The sequence below is a fragment of the Ancylobacter polymorphus genome (assembly GCF_030813495.1).
Classification (GTDB): Bacteria; Pseudomonadota; Alphaproteobacteria; order Rhizobiales; family Xanthobacteraceae; genus Ancylobacter; species Ancylobacter polymorphus.
In genome coordinates, this window is record NZ_JAUSUI010000012.1 from 109,920 (window position 1) to 130,876 (window position 20,957).

Genomic DNA, 20,957 nt, shown 5'->3' on the forward strand with positions numbered 1-20,957 from the left:
TTACGCAGGAAGGGTTAACCAGCCCTTGCGCCCAACCCCGTTTCGCCGGCCGGGCGTGGCCGGCGGGCAACGCCCGGCGCGCGGCATGTCGGACGCGATCCTTGCCAAATCGCCATGCGTGCCGCTATTAAGAGCATGCATATGGTTCGCATTCCGGTCGCTCGTCGACGTCCGGCTTTCGCGGCCCCTGCGGCGAAGGGCTATCCAGCGATGGTGGGCCCGGCACAAGGCGCGATTTCCGTTCAGGACCCGTAGCCGTGCCTCGGCGGTCGTCATGACTGCGCGCCCGGGGAACGCGGTCCGGCTTTGTCATTCACGGACGATTGGACGTGGGGCTTGCGCGCGGTGCTTTTCGCCGTGTCGTGTTCCACGGTCTTCGCGGCCATCTGACGTGAGCCGGACCGCGCGCGGTCGCGGCTCGCCCTGTTCGGTCGTGTAAGGACGGCAACCAACGATGATGCGTCAGCCGGCAAGTGTGGGTCTCGTGCGCAAGGCGGTTCACCGCTGCGCACCTGCCCGCAGGCCCGCGACCTGCGCACCGCGTCGGCGCCCCGCCTGCGAGGCTCCCCGTCCTGCCCGCCGCATCCCCTTCGCGCTTTCAGTTTCCGCTTACTGGCACGGTCCGAGCCGTCCGGCGTCGCTGGCGACGTCGACGCGGCCGCTGCCCCATATGAGAGTTCAATGGCCAACAAGATGCTCATCGACGCCACCCATCCCGAGGAGACTCGGGTGGTGGTGGTGCGCGGCAACCGAGTCGAGGAATTCGACTTCGAAGCCGCCAATCGCAAGCCGCTGCGCGGCAACATCTACCTCGCCAAGGTCACGCGGGTAGAACCTTCCCTCCAGGCCGCCTTCGTCGAATATGGCGGCAACCGGCATGGCTTCCTCGCCTTCAGCGAGATCCATCCCGATTATTACCAGATCCCGGTCGCCGACCGGCAGGCCCTGCTGGCCGAGGAAGAGCGCCAGCAGCGGCGCGACGCCGAAGCCGAGAACGAGGACAAGCCCAAGGGCCGGCCCCGCCGGCCGCGCGGCGCCGCCAAGTCCGCCGAGGGCGACGAGAGCGTTTCCGAGGAAGCCACGACCGAAACGTCCGGCGAGACCGAGGGCGACGCCGCCCCGGCGCGGCGTTCGCGCCGTCGCCGCTCGTCCGATGAAGAGGGCGGTGGCGAGGGCGGCGAGGTCGAGGAGATCGCCGACGAGGAAGAGATCGTCGACGAGGTCGGCTCCGACGACGCCATGGAAGAAATGCCGGAGCGCGCCCCGCCGCGCGGCCGGGCCCGCACCTACAAGATCCAGGAAGTGATCAAGCGCCGGCAGGTGATGCTGGTGCAGGTGGTCAAGGAAGAGCGCGGCAACAAGGGCGCGGCGCTCACCACCTATCTCTCGCTCGCCGGCCGCTATTCGGTGCTGATGCCCAACACCGCGCGCGGCGGCGGCATCTCCCGCAAGATCACCTCGGCCGAGGACCGCAAGCGGCTCAAGGAGGTCGCCTCCGACCTCGAAGTGCCGGAGGGCATGGGCGTCATCCTGCGCACCGCCGGCGCCAACCGCACCAAGCCGGAGATCAAGCGCGACTTCGAATATCTCCTGCGCCTGTGGGAGAATGTGCGCGAGCTTACTCTGGGCTCCACCGCACCGTCGCTGGTCTATGAGGAAGGCTCGCTGATCAAGCGCTCCATCCGCGACCTCTACAACAAGGATATCGACGAGGTTCTCGTCGCCGGCGAGGATGGCTACCGCGAGGCCAAGGACTTCATGCGCATGCTCATGCCGAGCCATGCGAAGAACGTGAAGATCTACAAGGACCTGCAGCCGGTGTTCACCCGCTTCGGGGTGGAAAGCCAGCTCGACGCGATGTTCCTGCCGCAGGTGCAGCTGAAGTCTGGCGGCTATCTCGTCATCAACCCGACCGAAGCGCTGGTCTCCATCGACGTGAACTCCGGGCGCTCGACCCGCGAGCACAATATCGAGGACACGGCGCTGAAGACCAATCTGGAGGCCGCCGAGGAGGTGGCCCGCCAGCTGCGCCTGCGCGACCTCGCCGGCCTTGTCGTGATCGACTTCATCGACATGGACGAGAAGCGCAACAACCGGGCGGTGGAGCGCAAGCTCAAGGACTGCCTGAAGAACGACCGCGCCCGCATCCAGCTCGGCCGCATCTCGCATTTCGGCCTGATGGAGATGAGCCGCCAGCGCATCCGCACCGGCGTGCTCGAATCCTCCACCGAGGTCTGCCCGCATTGCGGCGGCACCGGCCATGTGCGCTCGTCCGCGTCCGTCGCGCTGCAGATGCTGCGCGGCGCCGAGGACATTCTCCAGCGCTCCAACACGCATAACCTCATCATCCGCACCCGCGCTGAAAACGCGCTCTATGTGCTCAACCACAAGCGCGCGCATCTGCACGAGCTGGAAGAGCGCTTCGGTGTCCTGATCACCATCGCGGCCGACCCGTCGCTGACCGGGCTCACCCCGTTCGCCATCGACAAGGGCGACGCGGTGCCGAATCCGATCCCGCTGCCGCGTCCGCCCGAGCTGGTGTTCGAGCCGGAGGAAGAGATCGTCGGCGAGGAGAGCGAGGACGAGGTCGAGACCGAGGCGCCGGTTGAAGCCGCCGCCGAGCCCGAGGCCGGCGAGACCCGCGACCCGGCACCCACCGCCTCCGGCGACACGTCCGGCGAAGGCGGACGCCGTCGGCGCCGCCGGCGCCGGCGTCGGCGCGGCGGTGGCGGCAATGGCGAGAATGGCGAGCGCCATGCCGAGGGCGAGGCCGGTTCGGACATGTCCGGCGTCGAGTTCGAGGATGACGGCGAGGACGGCGAAGGCGACGAGCCCGCAGAGACCACCGCGGTCGCGGGCGAGGTGACTGCGGAAGCCGTCGCCGAGGTGCCGGCAACCGACGCGCCGGCCGAGGCTCTGCCCGAGGACACGGCGATCACGCCGGCCGAGGCGCAGGACATGGCTGCGGCGGAGCCGGCCCCTGAAGCCGTGACCGAGGCCGCGGCGGAAGCCGCACCCGTCGAGGACGAGAAGCCGCGTCGCGGCCGTCGCGGCGGCGGACGCCGCACCAAGGCGGCGGCGGCCGAGGCCAGCACGGAGGCAGCCGAAGCGCCGGCTGCCGAAGCCCCTGCCGCGGAAGCGCCGGCTGTGGAAGCGCCGGCTGTCGAAACCCCGGCGGCCGAAGCGGCGGAAGCTGCCGACGCGAAACCCAAGCCCCGCCGCCGCCGTTCGACGGTGCGCGAGAAGGCACCGGCCGCAGTGGAAGGCGATACGGTGAGCGAAAGCGTGAGCGAGACGCCTGCGGAAGCGGCCGCGCCGGAAGCCCCGGTCGCGGAAAGCGCGCCGGAGTCGTCCGTTGCCGCGGAGTCGGCGCCGGTGGAGGCTCCGCCGGCGGCGGACTCCCCCGCGTCCGGCGAATCCGCTGCCGCCGATCCTGCTCCGGCACCGGAGCCCGACCGCCCGCGCCGTACCGGCTGGTGGCAGCGCAAGATCTTCGGCGAGTGATCGCCGGCGCGGAAGCTCCGACCCGCAATTCGGCGACAGGGCGCGCGCATGCGCGCCTACCTCGCCTCGACACTGAAAACGGCGCCTCGCGGCGCCGTTTTGCTTTTCCTACCCGCCTGCGCTCCTGCCGGCCGGAACCTCCGTCCTTGGGCGGTGTTCTGCTCTGGGATCACAGCGATGCGGGGCCTTTCATGATTACCCTCCAGTGCGGCTACCGGATCGAAATCGTCTGTGACCGGCCAACCGCCGGCATCACCCAGCTCGACCCGCATCCGGAACGGCAGGTCGACATCCTTGATGTCGTCACCATGAGCGTCGTGGCGCTCGGCGATGGCAGCCCGGTCCCCTGCGACACCTATGAGGATGGCTTCGGCAATATCTGCCGGCGACTGGTCATCCCGCCGGGCGGCGCGCGCTTCGAGAGCCGGATCAATGTCGCCGACCCCGGCACGCTTGATGTGTTCGACCTCAACGCCGTCGAGCACAACCCGGCCGAGCTCCCGCCCGGTGTGCTGCAATTCCTGCTGCCGAGCCGGTATTGTGAGGTGGACGAACTGTCCAATACGGCGTGGGGCCTGTTCGGCAGCTGCGCTCCCGGCTGGAACCGGGTGCAGCAGATCTGTAATTTTGTCCACGCGCAGATCCGCTTCGACTATCAGTGCGCACGCAGCACCCGCACCGCCGCGCAGGCGTTCAACGAGAGGGTCGGCGTCTGCCGCGACTTCACCCATCTCGCCGTGGCGCTCACCCGGGCGATGAACATTCCCGCCCGGTACTGCAACGGCTTTCTCGGCGATGTCGGCGTGCCGCCCAACCCGGCGCCGATGGACTATAATGCGTGGTTCGAGGCCTATATTGGCGGGCACTGGCACACCTTCGACGCCCGCCACAACGTGCCGCGCATCGGCCGTGTGCTGGTGGCGCGCGGGCGCGATGCCGCCGATATCCCGATGCTCCACACCTTCGGCCCGCATGTGCTGCAGCGCTTCGAGGTGATCACCGAAGAAATCGGGGCGTAGCGCCCGCGCGCCGGGATTTGCGGGTGTCAGGCCCGCAGCGCCGCCGCGTGGTCCTGCGCCCACTGCGCCACGCTGCGCGGCTCCTTGCCGGTCAGCGTCTTTACCGCGTCGGTCACGCCGGCCGTCCATCCCTCACGCACGGGATAGAAGATGCTGGCGAGGAAGCGGGCATAGTCTTCGCCGATGCCGGCGCCGGTGAGAATGCCGACGAAGGTGTCGTCATCGACCGGGGCATAGGCAACCGGCTTGCCGATCACCTGCGCGAGGAGCGCCGCCGCCTCGGCATAGCTCAGCGCCTCCGGGCCGGTGAGATTGAACGCCTTGTTGTCGAAGGCGTCGGTGGTTAGCGCGCTCGCGGCGCTGGCGGCAATGTCGCGCCCATCGATGAAGCTCGACTTTCCCTCGCCCGCCGGCACGGCGATGGCGCCGGCATGGTCGATGCCCGGCTTCCAGAAATTGAGGAAATTGTCGGTGAACCAGTTCGGCCGCAGGATCACATAGGGCGTGCCGGAGGCGATGAGGGCGAGTTCGACCTGGCGATAGGGGATGGAATCGTCGGCATCGACGCCGAGCGCGGTCTGCAGCACCACCTTCACCTTGCGGGCGGCCGCGGCCTCGATGACCGGGATCAGCCATTCCCGCGGCGTGGTGATGCCGCCCGGCAGCAGCACATAGGCGCGGTCGACCCCCTCGAACGCCGCCGCGTACGTCTCCGGGCGGTCGAAGGCGAAGGCGACGCCCTCCGCGCCCTCGATCGGCGCGCCGCTGCGCGAGGCGGCCTTTACCGCCTCGCCGCGCGCCAGCAGCTCTTTCACCAGCGGCCGCCCCACATGACCGCTCGCGCCGAGAACCAGAATCTTGCCTGTCATCGTCTGTCTCCTTAGTATCTATTAGAAACCATGTTTCGGATGACAACCTACGCTCGTCTCCCATGTACGCAAGAGAGCACTTTGCGCTCACATGGTGGCGTCGAGGAAACCGGCCCGCCGGTGTCAGCCGCGAGGGAGACCGCGATGCGCTACGCCTATAATGTCTATGAAGACCGCTGCCCGACCCGGATGGTGCTCGACCGGCTCGCCGACAAATGGGCGCTGCTGATCCTCGACCGGCTGGAAGACGGGCCGGTGCGCTTCAACCATCTGCGCCGCGACATCAAGGGCATCTCGCAGAAGGTGCTGTCGCAGACGCTGAAGAAGCTGGAGCGCGACGGGCTGGTGACGCGCACGGTGTATCCCACGGTGCCGGTCACGGTGGAGTACGCCCTCACCCCGTTGGGGCGCGCGCTGGGGGAGACGGCCGCCGCCCTCACCCATTGGGCCGAGCACAATATGGACGCCATTCTCGCCGCCCAGGCCGCCTATGACGCGGCGCTGGCGGAGCGGTAGTCGCGGGCAGACGCCGCCCCCGTCATCGTGAGGCACGAGCACAGTGAGCCTCGAAGGACGCAGGGCCATGCCGCCCTGTCCTCACCCCTTGCGCAGAAAATCGCCGATGCGCTGCACCGCCTCGCGCATCTCGTCCGGGGCGCCGGCATAGGAGAGGCGCAGATAATGGTGGCCGCGATGCGGGTCGAAATCGACGCCCGGCGTCGCCGCCACATGCGCCTCGTCGAGCAGCCGCCGGGCGAAGGCGGCGGAATCGTCGGTGAAGCGCGCCACATCGGCATAGAGATAGAACGCGCCGTCGACGGGCAGGAATTCCGGCAGGCCGGCGGCGGGCAGGCCCTGCGTCAGGATCAGCCGGTTCTCCTCATAGCCGTGCTTGACCGCCTCCATCTCGCCCGCGCCGTCAAAGGCCGCCTCGGCGGCGATCTGCGAGAGGGTGGGCACGGAGATCATCAGGTTCTGCTGCAGCCGCTCCACCGCGCGCACGAGCCCCGTGGGCATCACCATCCAGCCGACCCGCCAGCCGGTCATGCAGAAATATTTCGAGAAGGAATGGATGATGGTGGCCTCCGGGCTCACCGCCGCCGCCGTGGTGGCGGGGAAGGCGTAGTCGAGCCCGTGATAGATCTCGTCGGAGATGAAGCGGATGCCCGCCTCCTCGGCGGTGCGGATCAGCTCCGCCAGCGCTTCCGGGCGCATCATCGTGCCGGTGGGGTTGGCCGGGCTCGCCACCAGCACGCCCTTGAGCGGGGCGCGGCGGTGGGCGTCGAGCAGCGCCTCGGGGGTGATGACCCAGCGCGACGCCGCGTCGGTCTCGATCAGCACCGGCTCGCAGCCGAGCGCGGTGAGGATGTGGCGGTAGGGCGGATAGCCGGGATTGGCGATCGCCACCCGGTCGCCGGGCTCGAACCGGGCGAGGAAGGTGAGCAGGAAGCCGGAGGAGGAGCCGGTCGTCACCACCACACGTCCGGGATCGAGGTCGAGCCCGTAGGTCTCGCCATAGTGCCGGGCGATGCGGGCGCGCAGCGAGGGAATGCCGAGCGCGGTGGTGTAGCCGATGCGGCCATGGTCGAGGGCGCGCCGCGCCGCCTCGCGCGCAGTGGAGGGGGCCGGCGCCGCCGGCTGGCCAACCTCCATATGGATGACATGGCCGCCCGCCGCCTCGATGCGCGCGGCCCGTTCCATCACGTCCATGACGATGAAGGGGGCGATCTCGCTGCGGCGGGAGGCGCCGGCGAGCCGCGCGGCGGCTGCGAGGCGATCTGACGGGAACGATGTATCCATGATGCCGAACCTTGCCCACGCGCCGCACGCGTGCCGCATTGTTTCGCGCGTGTCGGCGGACGTTCAATAGAAGATGATAACGGGTAGGCTTGACCCTGCCGTCACGACAGCGTCAGTTCGCCCCCGGAAACAATTCGTGTCGATGGATGATGCCTTCGCTGCTGCTTGACAACCCCTCCTGCGCCACCCGCCGCCCGAGCGGTCGCCTTGTCGCGCGCATCGGCGCCCGTCTTTCGCGCGGCGCCACCTTCCTTGCCGCCGCCGCGCTGCTCGCCCCGGCCGCCCCGGCACAGGCGCAGAGTCGCCAGCCCGGCATCATCCGCGACGCCGAGATCGAAACGCTGATGCGCGATTACACGCGCCCGATCTTCAAGGTGGCCGGCCTGCAACAGCAGAACATCCAGGTGGTGCTGGTCGGCAGCGACAGTTTCAACGCCTTCGTCGCCGACGGAAGGCGCATCTTCATCAATACCGGCGCGCTCCAGCAGTCGAAGACGCCGAACGAGATCATCGGCGTGCTCGCGCATGAGACCGGCCATATCGCCGGCGGCCACCTCGCCAATATGCGCCAGCAGCTGGAGTCAGCGCAGACCGCCGCCATTGTCGGCATGCTGCTCGCCGCCGGCGGCGTCGCGGCCGGCGCGGCGAGCGGCGCCAATATGGGCGGAGCTGCCGCTGGCGCCCTGATGGCGCCGCAGGAAATCGCCCGCCGCACGCTGCTCTCCTATCAGCGCGGTCAGGAAGCCTCGGCCGACCAGGCCGCGGTGAAGTACCTCACCGCCACCAAGCAGTCCGCCAAGGGCATGCTGACGACCTTCGAGCGCTTCCAGAACGACCAGATCTTCCTCAGCCAGCGCGTCGACCCCTATGTGCTGAGCCACCCGATGGCGACGGAGCGCATCGCGCTTCTGTCGGAGATGGCGCATAAGAGCCCCTATTTCGACGCCAAGGACCCGCCTGCCCTGCAGGCGCGGCACGATATGATGCGGGCGAAGCTCGTCGGCTTCACCCAGCCGCCGGACACGGTGAACCGTACCTATTCGCGTTCCGACAATTCGCTGCCGGCGCGCTATGCGCGGGCGATTTCCGGCTACCGCTTCGGCAGCATCCCGGATGCGCTGAACCAGATCGATTCGCTGATCGCCGAGCAGCCGAACAATCCCTATTTCTACGAGCTGAAGGGCCAGGCGCTGCTGGAGGCCGGGCGGGCGCGGGAGGCGGTGCCGCCGCTGCGCCGTGCCGTCGCGCTGTCCGATGGCAACCCGCTGATCCGCATGCTGCTGGGCCAGGCGCTGGTCGCCAGCGACGACAAGGCGTCGATGGAGGAGGCGGTGCGCGAGCTCACTTTCAGCCTGCAGCGCGAGCCGACCTCGCCGGCCGGCTGGCGCTACCTCGCCATGGCCTATGGCCGCAAGGGCGACATTCCCAATGCCGACCTCGCCTCGGCGCAGGCCGCCTATATGAGCGGCGACTTCCGCCTGTCGCGCGAGCTTGCCACCCGCGCCCGCAACGGCTTCAAGCTCGGCTCGCCGGGCTGGCTGAAGGCGGACGACATCGTCAACTACAAGCCGCCGGTGGACCCAAACGCCCGCCGCAAGCAGGCCGGCCAGTGACGGCCGGCACCGCCTCTTTCCCGCTGGAGACTCCCATGCTGCCCCTTCGCCTCCTCCGCCGCGCCGGCCGCGCGACCCTTGCGCTCGGCCTTGCCGCCGGCCTGCTGCTCGGCGCGGCGCACACACCGGCCTCCGCGCTCGACGATGCCCAACGCAAGGAATTCGAGAGCGTCATCCGCGACTATCTCTTGAACAATCCCGAGGTGATCCAGGAAGCGATCATGGTGCTGCAGCAGCGCCAGGCTGCGGCCGCGGCCAAGCAGCGCGAGGCGGCTGTGGCCGAACTCAAGCCCCGCATCTACGACACCACGCGCGGCGTCGTGGTCGGCAACCCGCAGGGCGACGTCACCCTGGTCGAGTTCTTCGATTACAATTGCGGCTACTGCAAGCGCGCGCTGGGCGACATGGTCGACCTCATCAAGGGCGACCCAAAGCTCAAGGTGATCCTCAAGGAATTCCCGGTGCTCGGACCGGGTTCGGTGGAAGCGGCACGCGTGGCGGTTGCCGTGCGCCTGACCGCGCCGGACAAGTATTTCGACTTCCACAAGAAGCTGCTCGGCGAGCGCGGGCAGGCCAACAAGGACAAGGCGATCGAGGCCGCCGTCGCGGCGGGCGTCGACAAGGCGGCGCTGGAGAAAGCGCTCGACAACCCGGAAGTCAACGCCACGCTGCAGGACGACCTGCAACTGGCCGAGGCGCTCGGCATCGACGGCACGCCGAGCTATGTGCTGGGCGACCAGGTGGTGGTCGGCGCGGTCGGCCATGACCAGCTGAAGGAGGCCATCGCCTCCGTGCGCAAGTGCGGCAAGACCCAGTGCTGAACGTCCATGGTTGAACCTCCGGCGCGGACCGCACCCACGGACCGCGCCGGACGTGGCCCCGGCACGGGGCCCGCCGGCCGGGGATAATCCCCTGGAAAACACGGCAGGGCTTGGCGCGGGGCCAGCCATTGCCTATAAACCCGCGGCCGTCCCGGCATGGGGCCGCCGGCGGCTGGCTCAACGAGGCGCGATGCCCGACACGGTGCATGTTCTCAACGGACCGAATCTGAACCTGCTCGGCACGCGCGAGCCGGAGATTTACGGCCGTTCGACCATCGCCGATGTGGAGGCCGCCTGCCGCTCCGCCTGCGAGCGCCATGGCCTCGACCTCGTCTTCCGCCAGACCAACCATGAAGGCGAGCTCGTCACCTTCCTCCAGGAAGCGCGCGGCTCGCGTGGCGTGGTGCTGAACGCGGCGGCCTATACCCATACATCCGTCGCCATTGCCGACGCCATCAAGGCGGCCGGCCTCATTGTCGTCGAAGTCCACCTGTCCAACGTCTTCGCGCGCGAAGCCTTCCGCCATCATTCCTTTATTTCGCCGGTCGCCCGTGGGGTGATCTGCGGTCTGGGGATCGACGGCTACCGGCTCGCCATCGACGCGCTCGCCACCGCCGGTGGCAAGATCAGCTGAGGGAGACGGGCGAGCGACCGTCACGGGATCATGATGAAAACCAACAAGCCGAACATCGACCCCGCGCTCGTGCGCGAGATCGCCAACCTGCTGTCCGAAAGCGACCTCACCGAGATCGAGGTTCAGCACGAGGATCTGCGCATCCGCGTCGTCCGCGCCGCGCCCACCGTCTATGCCGCCCCGGTTTCGGTCGCGCCGGCCCCCGTGGCCGCCGCCGCTCCGGCACCGGCCGCCGCCGCGCCGGCTTCTGCCGCGCCCGTGGCCGACCTGTCGAAGCATCCCGGCCTCGTCACCTCGCCGATGGTGGGCACCGCCTATCTCGGCCCCGAGCCCGGCGCGAAGTACTTCGTCGAGGTCGGCTCGGTGGTGAAGGAAGGCCAGACGCTGCTCATCGTCGAGGCGATGAAGACCATGAACGCGATTCCCGCGCCCCGCGCCGGCACCGTGACCCGTATCATCGTGGAGAATGCGCAGCCGGTCGAATATGGCGAGCCACTCCTGATCATCGAGTGAGGCGCGCCTGATGTTCGGCAAGATCCTGATTGCCAATCGCGGCGAGATCGCCCTGCGCGTGCTGCGCGCCTGCAAGGAAATGGGCATCGCCACCGTGGCGGTGCATTCCACCGCCGACGCCAACGCCATGCATGTGAAGCTGGCGGATGAGAGCGTGTGCATCGGCCCGCCGCAGGCCCGCGACAGCTATCTCAACATTCCGGCCCTGCTCGCCGCCTGCGAGATCACCGGCGCCGAGGCGGTGCATCCCGGCTACGGCTTCCTGGCCGAGAATGCACGCTTCGCGGAAATCCTCATCGACCATGGCGTGCAGTTCATCGGGCCCAAGCCCGAACACATCCGCATCATGGGCGACAAGATCGAGGCGAAGAAGACCGCCAAGCGGCTCGGCATTCCCTGCGTGCCCGGCTCGGATGGCGGCGTCACCTCCGACGACGAAGCGATGAAGGTCGCCAATGAGATCGGCTATCCCGTGCTGATCAAGGCCGCCGCCGGCGGTGGCGGGCGCGGCATGAAGGTGGCGCGCTCGGAGCAGGAACTTTCCGCCGCCCTCTCCACCGCCCGCTCGGAGGCCCGCGCCGCCTTCGGCGACGACGCGGTCTATATCGAGAAGTATCTCGGCACGCCCCGGCACATCGAAATCCAGGTGCTGGGCGACGGCAAGGGCAACGCCATCCATCTCGGCGAGCGCGACTGCTCGCTGCAGCGCCGTCACCAGAAGGTGCTGGAAGAGGCCCCCTCGCCCATCCTCACGCCGGAACAGCGCGCCCGCATCGGCGGCACGGTGGCGCAGGCCATGCGCGACCTGAAATATCTCGGCGCCGGCACCATCGAGTTCCTGTACGAGAATGGCGAGTTCTACTTCATCGAGATGAACACCCGCATCCAGGTGGAACATCCGGTGACCGAGGCCATCACCGGCGTCGATCTCATCAATGAGCAGATCCGCGTCGCCGCGGGCCTGCCGATGAGCGTGACGCAGGACGACATCAAGCTCGGCGGCCACGCCATCGAATGCCGGGTGAATGCCGAGCATCCGCGCACCTTCCGGCCCTCGCCGGGGCGCATCGACTACTGGCATGTACCGGGCGGGCCGGGTGTGCGCATCGATTCGGCGGTGTATCAGGGCTATACGATCCCGCCCTATTACGACAGCCTCGCCGGCAAGCTCATCGTCCACGCCGCCACCCGCGAGGAGTGTCTCGCCCGGCTCAAACGGGCACTGAACGAGTTCGTGGTGGAGGGCATCGAAACCACGCTGCCGCTGTTCCGCGAACTGGTCGAGAATGACGACATCAAGCGGGGCGCCTACGACATCCACTGGCTGGAACATTTCCTCGCCGAGGGCGAGCCGGGCGCCTGAGACGGCTTCAGGATCACCTCTCGAACGACATCATGGCCGGGCAAGTCCCGGCCATTTTCATGTCCGCCGTTTCATCTCGGCCCCGTCGCCTCGGGACACGGCGCCGGCGCCTTCACAGCGCCGCGCATCTCGGTCATGCTGGCGTCATGTCACACCCGCGCGAACATCAGGTCGAAATCACCCCGGACGTGCTGCTGAAGGCCTATGCCTGCGGCATCTTCCCGATGGCTGAGAGCGCCGACGATCCCGGCCTCTACTGGATCGAGCCGGAGCGGCGCGGCATCATTCCGCTGGACGACTTCACGATTTCGAGCCGCCTCGCCCGCACGGTGCGAGCCGACCGTTTCGAGATCCGCATCGACCATGACTTCGAGGCGGTGATCGATGGCTGCGCCGCCCCCGCCGAAGGGCGCGGCTCGACCTGGATCAACCGGCGTATCCGCAAGCTCTATTGCGACCTGCACGCACGCGGCTACTGCCACTCCGTCGAGGCCTGGCAGGATGGGGCGCTGGTCGGCGGCCTCTATGGCGTCCGGCTGGGGCGGGCCTTCTTCGGCGAGAGCATGTTCCACATCGCCCGCGACGCCTCGAAGGTGGCGCTGGTGCATCTGGTGGCGCGGCTGAAAAAGGGCGGCTTCACACTGCTCGACACCCAGTTCGTCACCGACCACCTGCGCAGCTTCGGCGCCATCGAGGTGCCCAAGCGCCAGTACAGCCGGCTGCTGGCCCAGGCGCTGGAAGCGGGCGAAGGGGATTTCTACTGCTGGCCGCCGGGCGAGGCGATCACCGGGGCGGTCTGCTTGCAGTCGGTCAGCCACACGTCATAGATCGGGTGCTCGACCCCGTGCAGGCCGGGGCTGGAGGCGAACATCCAGCCACCGAACAGCGGCTGCACCTTGCCGTCGAGCGCGATTTCCTGGATCTCGACGAAGCCCGTAGTGTTCTGCTGCTCGCTCTCCGGCCGCGTATAGCAGGCGCGCGGCGTGATCCGCAGCGCACCGAACTGCACGGTCTCGTTGATCGCCACGTCGAAGCTGGTGATGCGGCCGGTGATCTTGTCGAGGCCGGAGAACTCGGCGGTGCGGTTCTCGATCTTCTGCTCCGGCGGCTGGATCACCTCGATGTCGCCGCTCGGACCGACGGTCGCCTGCCCCGGCACTTCCGCCGGCGCCTGAGCGGGCGCGCGCGGCCCACCCGCGTCGGGATCCTCCATGATGGAGGGCACACCCGCCCCGCCGGGCGGCGAATCGGGGTCTTCGACCGGCCCTTCCATCTGCGGCGGCGCCAGCGGCTGCGATTCCACCCCGCCCTGCCACCCCTGGGCGGCGAGAGGCGCGGCGGCAAAGCCTGCCAGCATCACCCCGGCGAGAAGCGCGGAGCGCAGGAACGGTCGGAAAGCGGAAATGCCGTGCACCGGAAAGCCTCGCGAAGCGCACTGCCCCTCCGGCGCGCGCAGGGGGCCAAGATGCCGGGCAATGCGGCGATGTCGGGGCAGGCGCGAAAATCCCGCGCGTGGCCCCACCTGCCCCGCCGGCGCGGCGGGCGTCACTCGGGCGTCCAGGCCTTGTAGTCGCCCGTCACGGCGGGGCGATGGCCGAAGCCGATGGCCGAGCCCGGCGGATGATAGGCATTGACGGTGCCGGTGGGGTTCGGCCGGTGCGGCTTCTCCCACTCGCGGGCGACATAGGTTTCCTCGCTCGGCGGCACGTCAGAGCGCTGGTGCATCCAGGCGTGCCAGCCGGGCGGAATGGCGGTGGCTTCGGCATAGCCGTTATAGATCACCCAGCGGCGCTCGAAGCCGAGCGAGGGGTCGATCTTGCGGCCCTTGGTCCGGTAGTAGCGGTTGCCGAACTCGTCCGTGCCGACGAACTCTCCATGCCGCCAGGTGTGGAAGCGCGTGCCCATGGTCTGGGCGTTCCACCAGGTGAAGGTCTCGGTGATGAAGTCGGAAATCTTCACGGAATTCGTCCCTGCGCCGGCCGTCGATCTCGCGCGGAACATGCCACCCGCTCCGCGCGAAGTCCAGCCGCGCGCGCCCCGGCGCGGCGCTTAACCACGGCTGCGGAACTCCGTGGCATAATAGACGAGCGCCAGCAGCAGCAAGGCGCCGCCCGCCACCGTCACCGCCCACCAGCCGCCGAGCTCATAGAGCGGGCTCGCCACGGCGGAGCCCAGAGCGCCACCGAAGAAGAAGGTCGCGATATAGAGCGCGTTCAGCCGAGCCCGGATTTCTGGTGCCAGCATGAAGATGGCGCGCTGGCCGAACACCAGATTGGCCGTCACCGCGCAGTCGAGCACGATGGCACCGATCGCCAGCACGATCAGCGAGGACGTGCCGCTGCCGAATTCGGTCAATAGAAGGCCGGCGAGCGCCAGGGCCAGCGCCGCACCTGTCGCGATCCTCGACCATCCACGGTCGGCGAGCCAGCCCGCGACCGGCGAAATGACGACGCTGGCGGCGCCCGCCAGGGCGAACAGCGCGATCCCCTGCTGACCGAGCCGGAATTCCGGCCCGGCGAGTTCCAGCGGCACCGCCGTCCAGAACAGGGTGAAAACGGCGAACATGGCCGCCTGATAGAGCGCGCGGCGGCGCAGCACCGGCTGCGCCCGCAGCAGGGGCAAGAGCGAGCCGACGAGGCGGGCATAGCTGGTGCGCCCGCCGGGATGGCGGGGCGGCAAGGCGAGACGCAGGCCGACCGCCAGCGCCAGCATTGCCAGCGCGGCGATGAGAAACACCGAGCGCCAGCCGAACCAGTGGGCGAGCAGGGAGGACACCGGCCGTGCCAGCAGGATGCCGGTCATCAGCCCGCTCACCACGCTGCCGACCTTGCGGCCGCGCTCCTCCGGCCGAGCGAGATGCGCCGCGAAGGGCACGGCGACCTGCGCCACCACCGAGCCGATGCCGAACACCAGCGCCGCCAGAAGGAACACGGCCGGCGCGTTCGCGAGGAACGCCAAACCGAGACCCGCGGCGGCGCACAGCAGGATCGCGGAGATGAGGCGCCGGTTCTCGACGATGTCGCCCAGCGGCACCAGCAGCAGCAGGCCGGCGATATAGCCGAGCTGGCCGACGGTGACGACGAGGCTGGCCAGTGTCTCGTCGAGGCCGATGTCGTCGGCGATCAGCGCGATCAGCGGCTGGGCGTAATAGAGATTGGCGGCGCCGAGCCCCGCCGCCAGCGCAAGCAGGAAAAAGGTCGGGGCGCCGGCGGCGGGGCGCGCGTCGGGGATCGAGGTCATCGGGGCATGCCGGGTTGGAACAATGGTGTTGGCAGCCATTTGGGACCCGGCGCCGCCGCTGTCCAGATGCCGATGGGTCAGCGCGCCCTTGCCGGCGTGCGAAGCGAAAATGGCAAAGGCGCAAAGTGCGGTGATGCCCGTCATCCCCACTGTTCACCGACCGTTTCCGAGGACGCGGATTGGCGCTGGACTCAGCGGCCGAATCCCCTCTCGATTGGGGTTCGCCCCTGGCGGGCGACGTGTGGCGTCACCATCTAGATTTAGCGATTTTTTCACACACTCCACACTAGAGTTTGTGACGCAAGGTTGACGCGCACGAGGGAGTCGGACAGTTTGGCGCCGTCGGTCGCAGCGTGATTTTGGCGGGCCGGCTCATCCAGATTGAAGCGGGCTCCATCGCCGGTACCACATTCCGGCGGGGCGTTTATGCGTTCCACGTGCGTACCAACAACACACCGGAACGCAGCGGTCGCTCGGCCGTTCGATTTCGGATGACGGGGTATGCGGACGCAGGTCCGAGGCTTTGAAAAATCGCTGCGCAGGCCGGAGGACGGGCCTGCCACGAACCGGGGACGACGAGAATGCGCATCCAGCGCCGTTATACGCAGGCCGGCCGTTCACCCTATGCGGACATCGCGTTCCGCAAGGCGACGAGCGAGATTCGCAATCCTGACGGATCGGTGGTGTTCCGCCTCGAATCCATCGACGTGCCTGAGCATTTTTCGCAGGTCGCCACCGACATCATCGCGCAGAAGTACTTCCGCAAGGCGGGCGTGCCGGCGCGGCTGAAGAAGGCCGAGGAGGAGACCGTCCCCTCCTTCCTCTGGCGCGGCGTGGCCGACGAGAAGGCGCTCAGTGCCCTCCCCGAAAAGGAGCGCTATGTCGGCGAGACCGATTCCCGCCAGGTATTCGACCGGCTGGCCGGCACCTGGACCTATTGGGGCTGGAAGGGCGGCTATTTCGATTCGGAGGAGGACGCGCAGGCCTTCTTCGACGAGCACCGCTACATGCTGGCCATGCAGATGGCCGCGCCCAACTCGCCGCAATGGTTCAACACCGGCCTGCACTGGGCCTATGGCATCGACGGCCCGAGCCAGGGCCACTTCTATGTCGACTATGTCACCGGCGAACTGACCCGCTCCAAGTCGTCCTATGAGCACCCGCAGCCGCATGCCTGCTTCATCCAGTCCGTCGGCGACGACCTGGTGAACGAAGGCGGCATCATGGACCTGTGGGTGCGCGAGGCGCGCCTGTTCAAATATGGCTCCGGCACCGGCTCCAACTTCTCCGCGCTACGCGGCGAGGGCGAGAAGCTCTCCGGCGGCGGCCGCTCCTCCGGCCTTATGTCCTTCCTCAAGATCGGCGACCGTGCGGCCGGCGCCATCAAGTCCGGCGGCACCACCCGCCGCGCGGCGAAGATGGTGGTGGTCGATGTCGATCACCCCGATATCGAGACCTATGTCGACTGGAAGGTGAAGGAGGAGCAGAAGGTCGCCGCTCTCGTCACCGGCTCGAAGACGGTCGCCAAGCACATGAAGGCCGTGATGAAGGCCTGCGTGAACTGCGAGGGCGAGGGTGACGATTGCTACGACCCGGAAAAGAACCCCGCCCTGAAGCGCGAGATCCGCGCCGCCAAGAAGGCGCAGGTGCCGGAGAACTATATCCGCCGCGTCGTCCAGTTCGCCCGCCAGGGCTACACCGAGATCGAATTCCCGGTCTACGACACCGATTGGGATTCGGAGGCCTATCTCACCGTTTCCGGCCAGAACTCGAACAATTCGGTGCGCGTCGACGACGCGTTCCTGAATGCGGTCGAGGCGGATGCGGACTGGAACCTCACCTCCCGCACCACCGGCAAGGTGGTGAAGACGCTGAAGGCGCAGGAGCTGTGGGAGAAGATCGGCCACGCCGCCTGGGCCTGCGCCGACCCCGGCATCCAGTTCCACACCACCATCAATGACTGGCACACCAGCCCGGCCGGCGGCCCGATCCGCGCCTCCAACCCGTGCTCGGAATACATGTTCCTCGACGACACGGCGTGCAACCTCGCCTCGCTGAACCTGCTGCAGTTCCGCAAGGCGGACGGCACGTTCGACGTGGAAAGCTATGAGCACGCCTGCCGGCTGTGGACCGTGGTGCTCGAAATCTCGATCCTGATGGCGCAGTTCCCCTCGAAGGAAATCGCCCAGCTCTCCTATGACTACCGCACGCTCGGCCTCGGCTACGCCAATATTGGCGGCCTGCTGATGACCTCCGGCATCCCCTATGATTCCGAGGAAGGCCGCGCCTATTGCGGCGCGCTCACCGCGATCATGACCGGCGTCGCCTACGCCACCTCCGCCGAGATGGCCAAGGAGCTGGGCCCGTTCCCGGAATACACGCCGAACGCGCCCCACATGCTGCGGGTGATGCGCAACCACCGCCGCGCCGCCTATGGCGAGAAGGCCGGCTATGAGGGGCTGAGCACCAATCCGGTGCCGCTCGACCATGCCAAGGTGCCCGAGAAGCTGCTGGTCGAGCGCGCCAAGGCCACCTGGGACCTCGCGCTTTCGCTCGGCGAGGCGCATGGCTACCGCAACGCCCAGACCACCCTGCTCGCGCCCACCGGCACGATCGGCCTGGTGATGGATTGCGACACGACCGGCATCGAGCCCGACTTCGCGCTGGTGAAGTTCAAGAAGCTGGCCGGCGGCGGCTACTTCAAGATCATCAACCGCGCCGTGCCGGAAGCGCTGCGCACGCTCGGCTATTCCGAGAGCCAGATCGCCGAGATCGAGGCCTATGCGGTCGGCCACGGCTCCATCACCCAGGCGCCGGCGATCAACCACTCGACGCTGCGCAGCAAGGGCTTCGACGACGCCATGCTGGCGAAGATCGATGCCAGCGTGAAGGCGGCCTTCGACATCAAGTTCGTGTTCAACCGCTGGACGCTCGGCGACGAGGCGCTGGCCAAGCTCGGCGTGCCCGCCGACAAGCTGGCCGATCCGGCCTTCGAGCTGCTGCCCTTCCTCGGCTTCTCCAAGAAGGACATCGAGGCCGCCAACATCCATGTCTGCGGCGCGATGACGCTTGAGGGCGCGCCCTTCCTCAAGACCGAGCACTACCCGGTGTTCGACTGCGCCAATCCGTGCGGGCGCATTGGCAAGCGCTACCTCTCCGTCACCAGCCACATTCTGATGATGGCGGCGGCGCAGCCCTTCCTCTCCGGCGCCATTTCCAAGACCATCAACATGCCGAACGAGGCGACGGTCGAGGACTGCAAGGAGGCCTATCTGCTCTCCTGGCGCCTCGCGCTGAAGGCCAACGCGCTCTATCGCGACGGCTCCAAGCTGTCCCAGCCGCTGAATTCGCAGCTCATCTCCGACGAGGACGACGAGGAAGACGCGGTCGAGGCGCTGCTGGAGAAGCCCGCCGCCGCCCGCGCCACCCAGATCACCGAGAAGGTGGTGGAGAAGATCGTCGAGCGCGTCGTCGCGCTGCGCGATCGCGAGAAGATGCCGGACCGCCGGAAGGGCTACACCCAGAAGGCGGTGGTCGGCGGGCACAAGGTCTATCTGCGCACCGGCGAATATGATGATGGCCGCCTCGGCGAGATCTTCATCGACATGCACAAGGAAGGCGCGGCGCTGCGCTCCTTCATCAACAACTTCGCCATCTCGGTGTCGCTGGGCCTGCAATATGGCGTGCCGCTGGACGAATATGTCGACGCCTTCACCTTCACCCGCTTCGAGCCCGCCGGCCCGGTGCAGGGCAACGACACGATCAAATACGCGACCTCGATCCTCGACTACATCTTCCGCGAGCTCGCCGTGTCCTATCTCGGCCGTCACGAGCTCGGCCATGTCGAGCCGGGCGAGTCGAACTTCGACGCGCTGGGCAAGGGCGTGGAAGAGGGCAAGGCCTCGCCGACCGCCGCCGCCTCGCGCATGGTCTCCAAGGGGCTGATGCGCGGCAAGAATGTGAGCCTGATGGTGGTGCCGGCCGGCACTCCGACGGCGCCGGCCGGCGCGGCCTCCAATGTCACCGCGCTGCGCGGCGGCATCCAGGGCGCCACGGCGCTGAAGGCGGAGCCGATGGACGAGGAGGAACTGGAGCTGGGCAGCACCGACGCCCTGCCTTGGTCCGCCCCCACCCCGGCCCCGGCGGCGAGCGGCCCGACCAAGGCGGAAGCCCGCGCCATCGCCCGCGCCAAGGGCTATGAGGGCGAAGCCTGCCCCGAGTGCCAGAACTTCACCATGGTGCGGAACGGCACCTGCCTGAAGTGCGAGACCTGCGGCTCGACGACCGGGTGCAGCTGAGGGCAATTACGAGCGTCTTTCGTGCTCCAATTGGAGGACTTTCAATGGCGTTCTTGAGTAATGACCAAATGGAGAAGCGAGCCCGTGAGGCTCGCTGTCTCTTCAAAATTGATCACCAGGTCCGACCGGATATCGTGACCATGATCTTTAAGCTTAAGTCACTCGGTCGGATCGAGAACTATGAGCGTGTCCCTGACCGCGAATTTGGCCTCGATGAGGCCGTCTTCGACCCCTATGGGGGTATACTGAAAATCAAAGAAAGCGTTTTCATTGCGGCCAATTCCGGCGCGCCGCGTGCCCGCTTCACGATTGCGCATGAAATCGGTCACATCATGCTCGGTCACAATCGTATAAGGCATCGTCGGTTGGACTACGATGCAAAGAGCGCAACGTCACCTGTGCTCGCTGATGAAATGCAGGCGAATATGTTTGCGGGCGCGTTTCTCGCACCATATCATCTGTCTGGCATCACTTTGTCCTCGTCGATCGATGAACTTAGCGAGCGCTTTCAGATCAGCTCAAAGGCAGCCGAGATCCGCTTGCCTGAACTCCAGCGGCTGTACCGGATCGAGAACAAGATACCGCGACCATTGCCGGCGTCAGTCACCAAGTTTCTTGAAGAGAACCGCAACGCAGGCCGAAAGCCCGGTTAGTGTACGTTTGAACAGAGTTTTATGACGGCCGGGTCACTCCCGGCCGTTTTCATATGAGACCGCAGCAGTACGGCAGCAGCGATGACCCCCACCCTCACCACCCCTCGCCTGCTCCTGCGGCCGCACCGGATGGAGGATTTCGAGGCCTATGCCGCCATGTGGGCGGAGCCGGCGGTGGTGCGCTTCATCGGCGGGCAGCCATTGAGCCGCGAGGCGGCCTGGGTGCGGTTCCTGCGCCAGGCAGGTCTCTGGCATCATCTCGGCTTCGGCTTCTTCGTCATCGAGGACCGCGCCAGCGGCGCCCTGCTCGGCGAGGCCGGCTTCCACGACATGAAACGCACGCTCGAACCTTCCATCGAGGGCACGATGGAGGCCGGCTGGGCGCTGCGGACAGAGGCGCAGGGCAAAGGGCTGGCGGAGGAGGCGATGCGTGCGGTGCTCGCCTGGGGCGAGGCGCATGGCCGCGGCGCGCGCTTCACCTGCATGATCGAGCCCGACCACGCGGCCTCGCTCCATGTCGCCGGCAAGCTCGGCTTCACCCGTTTCGCGCAAGGGGTTTATGGCGGCCGGCCGGTGGTGCTGCTGGAACGGCGCGCCGCGGCGGACGCGTCCGCGCCATAGGCGTGAGCC

The 20,957-nt window shown here is 67.7% G+C and carries 17 protein-coding genes; 12 read left to right on the forward strand and 5 right to left on the reverse strand.

Annotated features, from left to right (window positions below; translation table 11 throughout):
- The first annotated feature begins 681 nt into the window (after nt 1-681).
- Both J2S75_RS21400 and J2S75_RS21405 read left to right on the forward strand, forming a co-directional pair.
- Nucleotides 682-3,504 carry an Rne/Rng family ribonuclease gene (locus J2S75_RS21400; RefSeq protein WP_307023112.1) on the forward strand — a complete coding sequence of 941 codons (2,823 nt, stop codon included), beginning with the start codon at nt 682-684 and terminating at the stop codon, nt 3,502-3,504.
- Nucleotides 3,505-3,698: 194 nt separating this feature from the next.
- Nucleotides 3,699-4,523: a transglutaminase-like domain-containing protein gene (locus J2S75_RS21405; RefSeq protein WP_370874198.1), complete on the forward strand. Its 825-nt coding sequence runs from the start codon at nt 3,699-3,701 to the stop codon at nt 4,521-4,523.
- Nucleotides 4,524-4,549: 26 nt separating this feature from the next.
- Here J2S75_RS21405 and J2S75_RS21410 read toward each other — a convergent pair whose 3' ends face one another.
- Entirely contained in the window at nt 4,550-5,392 is an 843-nt protein-coding gene (locus tag J2S75_RS21410) for an SDR family oxidoreductase (protein WP_307023116.1), read from the reverse strand.
- Nucleotides 5,393-5,536: 144 nt separating this feature from the next.
- On the opposite strand from J2S75_RS21410, the gene J2S75_RS21415 reads away from it, so the two are divergent.
- The gene (locus J2S75_RS21415; protein ID WP_307023118.1) at nt 5,537-5,908 is read left to right on the forward strand and encodes a winged helix-turn-helix transcriptional regulator; all 372 of its coding nucleotides are present in this window, start codon (nt 5,537-5,539) and stop codon (nt 5,906-5,908) included.
- 81 nt (nt 5,909-5,989) lie between these two features.
- Here J2S75_RS21415 and J2S75_RS21420 read toward each other — a convergent pair whose 3' ends face one another.
- Entirely contained in the window at nt 5,990-7,192 is a 1,203-nt protein-coding gene (locus J2S75_RS21420; RefSeq protein WP_307023120.1) for a pyridoxal phosphate-dependent aminotransferase, read from the reverse strand.
- A 146-nt stretch (nt 7,193-7,338) separates the two neighbouring features.
- On the opposite strand from J2S75_RS21420, the gene J2S75_RS21425 reads away from it, so the two are divergent.
- The 6 genes from J2S75_RS21425 to aat all read left to right on the forward strand — a co-directional run bounded on the left by J2S75_RS21425 (nt 7,339) and on the right by aat (nt 12,963).
- Nucleotides 7,339-8,805 (forward strand): M48 family metalloprotease, encoded by a 1,467-nt coding sequence (locus tag J2S75_RS21425; protein ID WP_307023122.1) that lies wholly within the window; start codon nt 7,339-7,341, stop codon nt 8,803-8,805.
- Nucleotides 8,806-8,840: 35 nt separating this feature from the next.
- Nucleotides 8,841-9,626: a DsbA family protein gene (locus J2S75_RS21430; protein ID WP_307023124.1), complete on the forward strand. Its 786-nt coding sequence runs from the start codon at nt 8,841-8,843 to the stop codon at nt 9,624-9,626.
- A 190-nt stretch (nt 9,627-9,816) separates the two neighbouring features.
- Nucleotides 9,817-10,260 carry a type II 3-dehydroquinate dehydratase gene (gene aroQ / locus J2S75_RS21435; protein ID WP_307023126.1) on the forward strand — a complete coding sequence of 148 codons (444 nt, stop codon included), beginning with the start codon at nt 9,817-9,819 and terminating at the stop codon, nt 10,258-10,260.
- Nucleotides 10,261-10,293: 33 nt separating this feature from the next.
- Complete coding sequence (gene accB / locus J2S75_RS21440; protein WP_370874190.1) at nt 10,294-10,773, forward strand: acetyl-CoA carboxylase biotin carboxyl carrier protein; 480 nt, start codon at nt 10,294-10,296, stop codon at nt 10,771-10,773.
- Nucleotides 10,774-10,783: 10 nt separating this feature from the next.
- Entirely contained in the window at nt 10,784-12,136 is a 1,353-nt protein-coding gene (gene accC / locus J2S75_RS21445) for an acetyl-CoA carboxylase biotin carboxylase subunit (RefSeq protein ID WP_307023130.1), read from the forward strand.
- 146 nt (nt 12,137-12,282) lie between these two features.
- Nucleotides 12,283-12,963, forward strand: a complete 681-nt coding sequence (aat, locus tag J2S75_RS21450; RefSeq protein WP_307023132.1) for a leucyl/phenylalanyl-tRNA--protein transferase — start codon at nt 12,283-12,285, stop codon at nt 12,961-12,963.
- Here the strand turns inward: aat and J2S75_RS22520 are convergent.
- The 3 genes from J2S75_RS22520 to J2S75_RS21465 all read right to left on the reverse strand — a co-directional run bounded on the left by J2S75_RS22520 (nt 12,894) and on the right by J2S75_RS21465 (nt 15,376).
- Nucleotides 12,894-13,550, reverse strand: a complete 657-nt coding sequence (locus tag J2S75_RS22520) for a DUF2155 domain-containing protein (RefSeq protein WP_370874192.1) — start codon at nt 13,548-13,550, stop codon at nt 12,894-12,896. The two genes, aat and J2S75_RS22520, sit on opposite strands and share 70 nt — an antisense overlap.
- 131 nt (nt 13,551-13,681) lie before the next feature.
- Nucleotides 13,682-14,095 carry an NADH:ubiquinone oxidoreductase subunit NDUFA12 gene (locus J2S75_RS21460; RefSeq protein ID WP_370874194.1) on the reverse strand — a complete coding sequence of 138 codons (414 nt, stop codon included), beginning with the start codon at nt 14,093-14,095 and terminating at the stop codon, nt 13,682-13,684.
- Nucleotides 14,096-14,185: 90 nt separating this feature from the next.
- Nucleotides 14,186-15,376, reverse strand: a complete 1,191-nt coding sequence (locus tag J2S75_RS21465) for an MFS transporter (RefSeq protein ID WP_307023134.1) — start codon at nt 15,374-15,376, stop codon at nt 14,186-14,188.
- A gap of 581 nt (nt 15,377-15,957) precedes the next feature.
- On the opposite strand from J2S75_RS21465, the gene J2S75_RS21470 reads away from it, so the two are divergent.
- The 3 genes from J2S75_RS21470 (at nt 15,958) to J2S75_RS21480 (ending at nt 20,948) form a co-directional block, all read left to right on the forward strand.
- Complete coding sequence (locus tag J2S75_RS21470; RefSeq protein ID WP_307023137.1) at nt 15,958-19,674, forward strand: vitamin B12-dependent ribonucleotide reductase; 3,717 nt, start codon at nt 15,958-15,960, stop codon at nt 19,672-19,674.
- Nucleotides 19,675-19,814: 140 nt separating this feature from the next.
- Nucleotides 19,815-20,327: an ImmA/IrrE family metallo-endopeptidase gene (locus J2S75_RS21475; protein ID WP_307023139.1), complete on the forward strand. Its 513-nt coding sequence runs from the start codon at nt 19,815-19,817 to the stop codon at nt 20,325-20,327.
- A gap of 81 nt (nt 20,328-20,408) precedes the next feature.
- On the forward strand, nt 20,409-20,948 hold the full coding sequence (locus J2S75_RS21480) for a GNAT family N-acetyltransferase (RefSeq protein WP_307023141.1): 540 nt from the start codon (nt 20,409-20,411) through the stop codon (nt 20,946-20,948).
- Nucleotides 20,949-20,957: the final 9 nt, after the last annotated feature.

Bases quoted from the DNA above. Each gene is read 5' to 3' on its own strand.
- J2S75_RS21400 (WP_307023112.1), top strand. From the start codon at position 682: ATGGCCAACAAGATGCTCATCGACGCCACCCATCCCGAGGAGACTCGG.
- J2S75_RS21410 (WP_307023116.1), bottom strand. From the start codon at position 5,392: ATGACAGGCAAGATTCTGGTTCTCGGCGCGAGCGGTCATGTGGGGCGG.
- J2S75_RS21415 (WP_307023118.1), top strand. From the start codon at position 5,537: ATGCGCTACGCCTATAATGTCTATGAAGACCGCTGCCCGACCCGGATG.
- J2S75_RS21420 (WP_307023120.1), bottom strand. From the start codon at position 7,192: ATGGATACATCGTTCCCGTCAGATCGCCTCGCAGCCGCCGCGCGGCTC.
- J2S75_RS21425 (WP_307023122.1), top strand. From the start codon at position 7,339: ATGATGCCTTCGCTGCTGCTTGACAACCCCTCCTGCGCCACCCGCCGC.
- J2S75_RS21430 (WP_307023124.1), top strand. From the start codon at position 8,841: ATGCTGCCCCTTCGCCTCCTCCGCCGCGCCGGCCGCGCGACCCTTGCG.
- aroQ (WP_307023126.1), top strand. From the start codon at position 9,817: ATGCCCGACACGGTGCATGTTCTCAACGGACCGAATCTGAACCTGCTC.
- accB (WP_370874190.1), top strand. From the start codon at position 10,294: ATGAAAACCAACAAGCCGAACATCGACCCCGCGCTCGTGCGCGAGATC.
- accC (WP_307023130.1), top strand. From the start codon at position 10,784: ATGTTCGGCAAGATCCTGATTGCCAATCGCGGCGAGATCGCCCTGCGC.
- aat (WP_307023132.1), top strand. From the start codon at position 12,283: ATGTCACACCCGCGCGAACATCAGGTCGAAATCACCCCGGACGTGCTG.
- J2S75_RS21465 (WP_307023134.1), bottom strand. From the start codon at position 15,376: ATGACCTCGATCCCCGACGCGCGCCCCGCCGCCGGCGCCCCGACCTTT.
- J2S75_RS21470 (WP_307023137.1), top strand. From the start codon at position 15,958: ATGCGCATCCAGCGCCGTTATACGCAGGCCGGCCGTTCACCCTATGCG.
- J2S75_RS21475 (WP_307023139.1), top strand. From the start codon at position 19,815: ATGATCTTTAAGCTTAAGTCACTCGGTCGGATCGAGAACTATGAGCGT.
- J2S75_RS21480 (WP_307023141.1), top strand. From the start codon at position 20,409: ATGACCCCCACCCTCACCACCCCTCGCCTGCTCCTGCGGCCGCACCGG.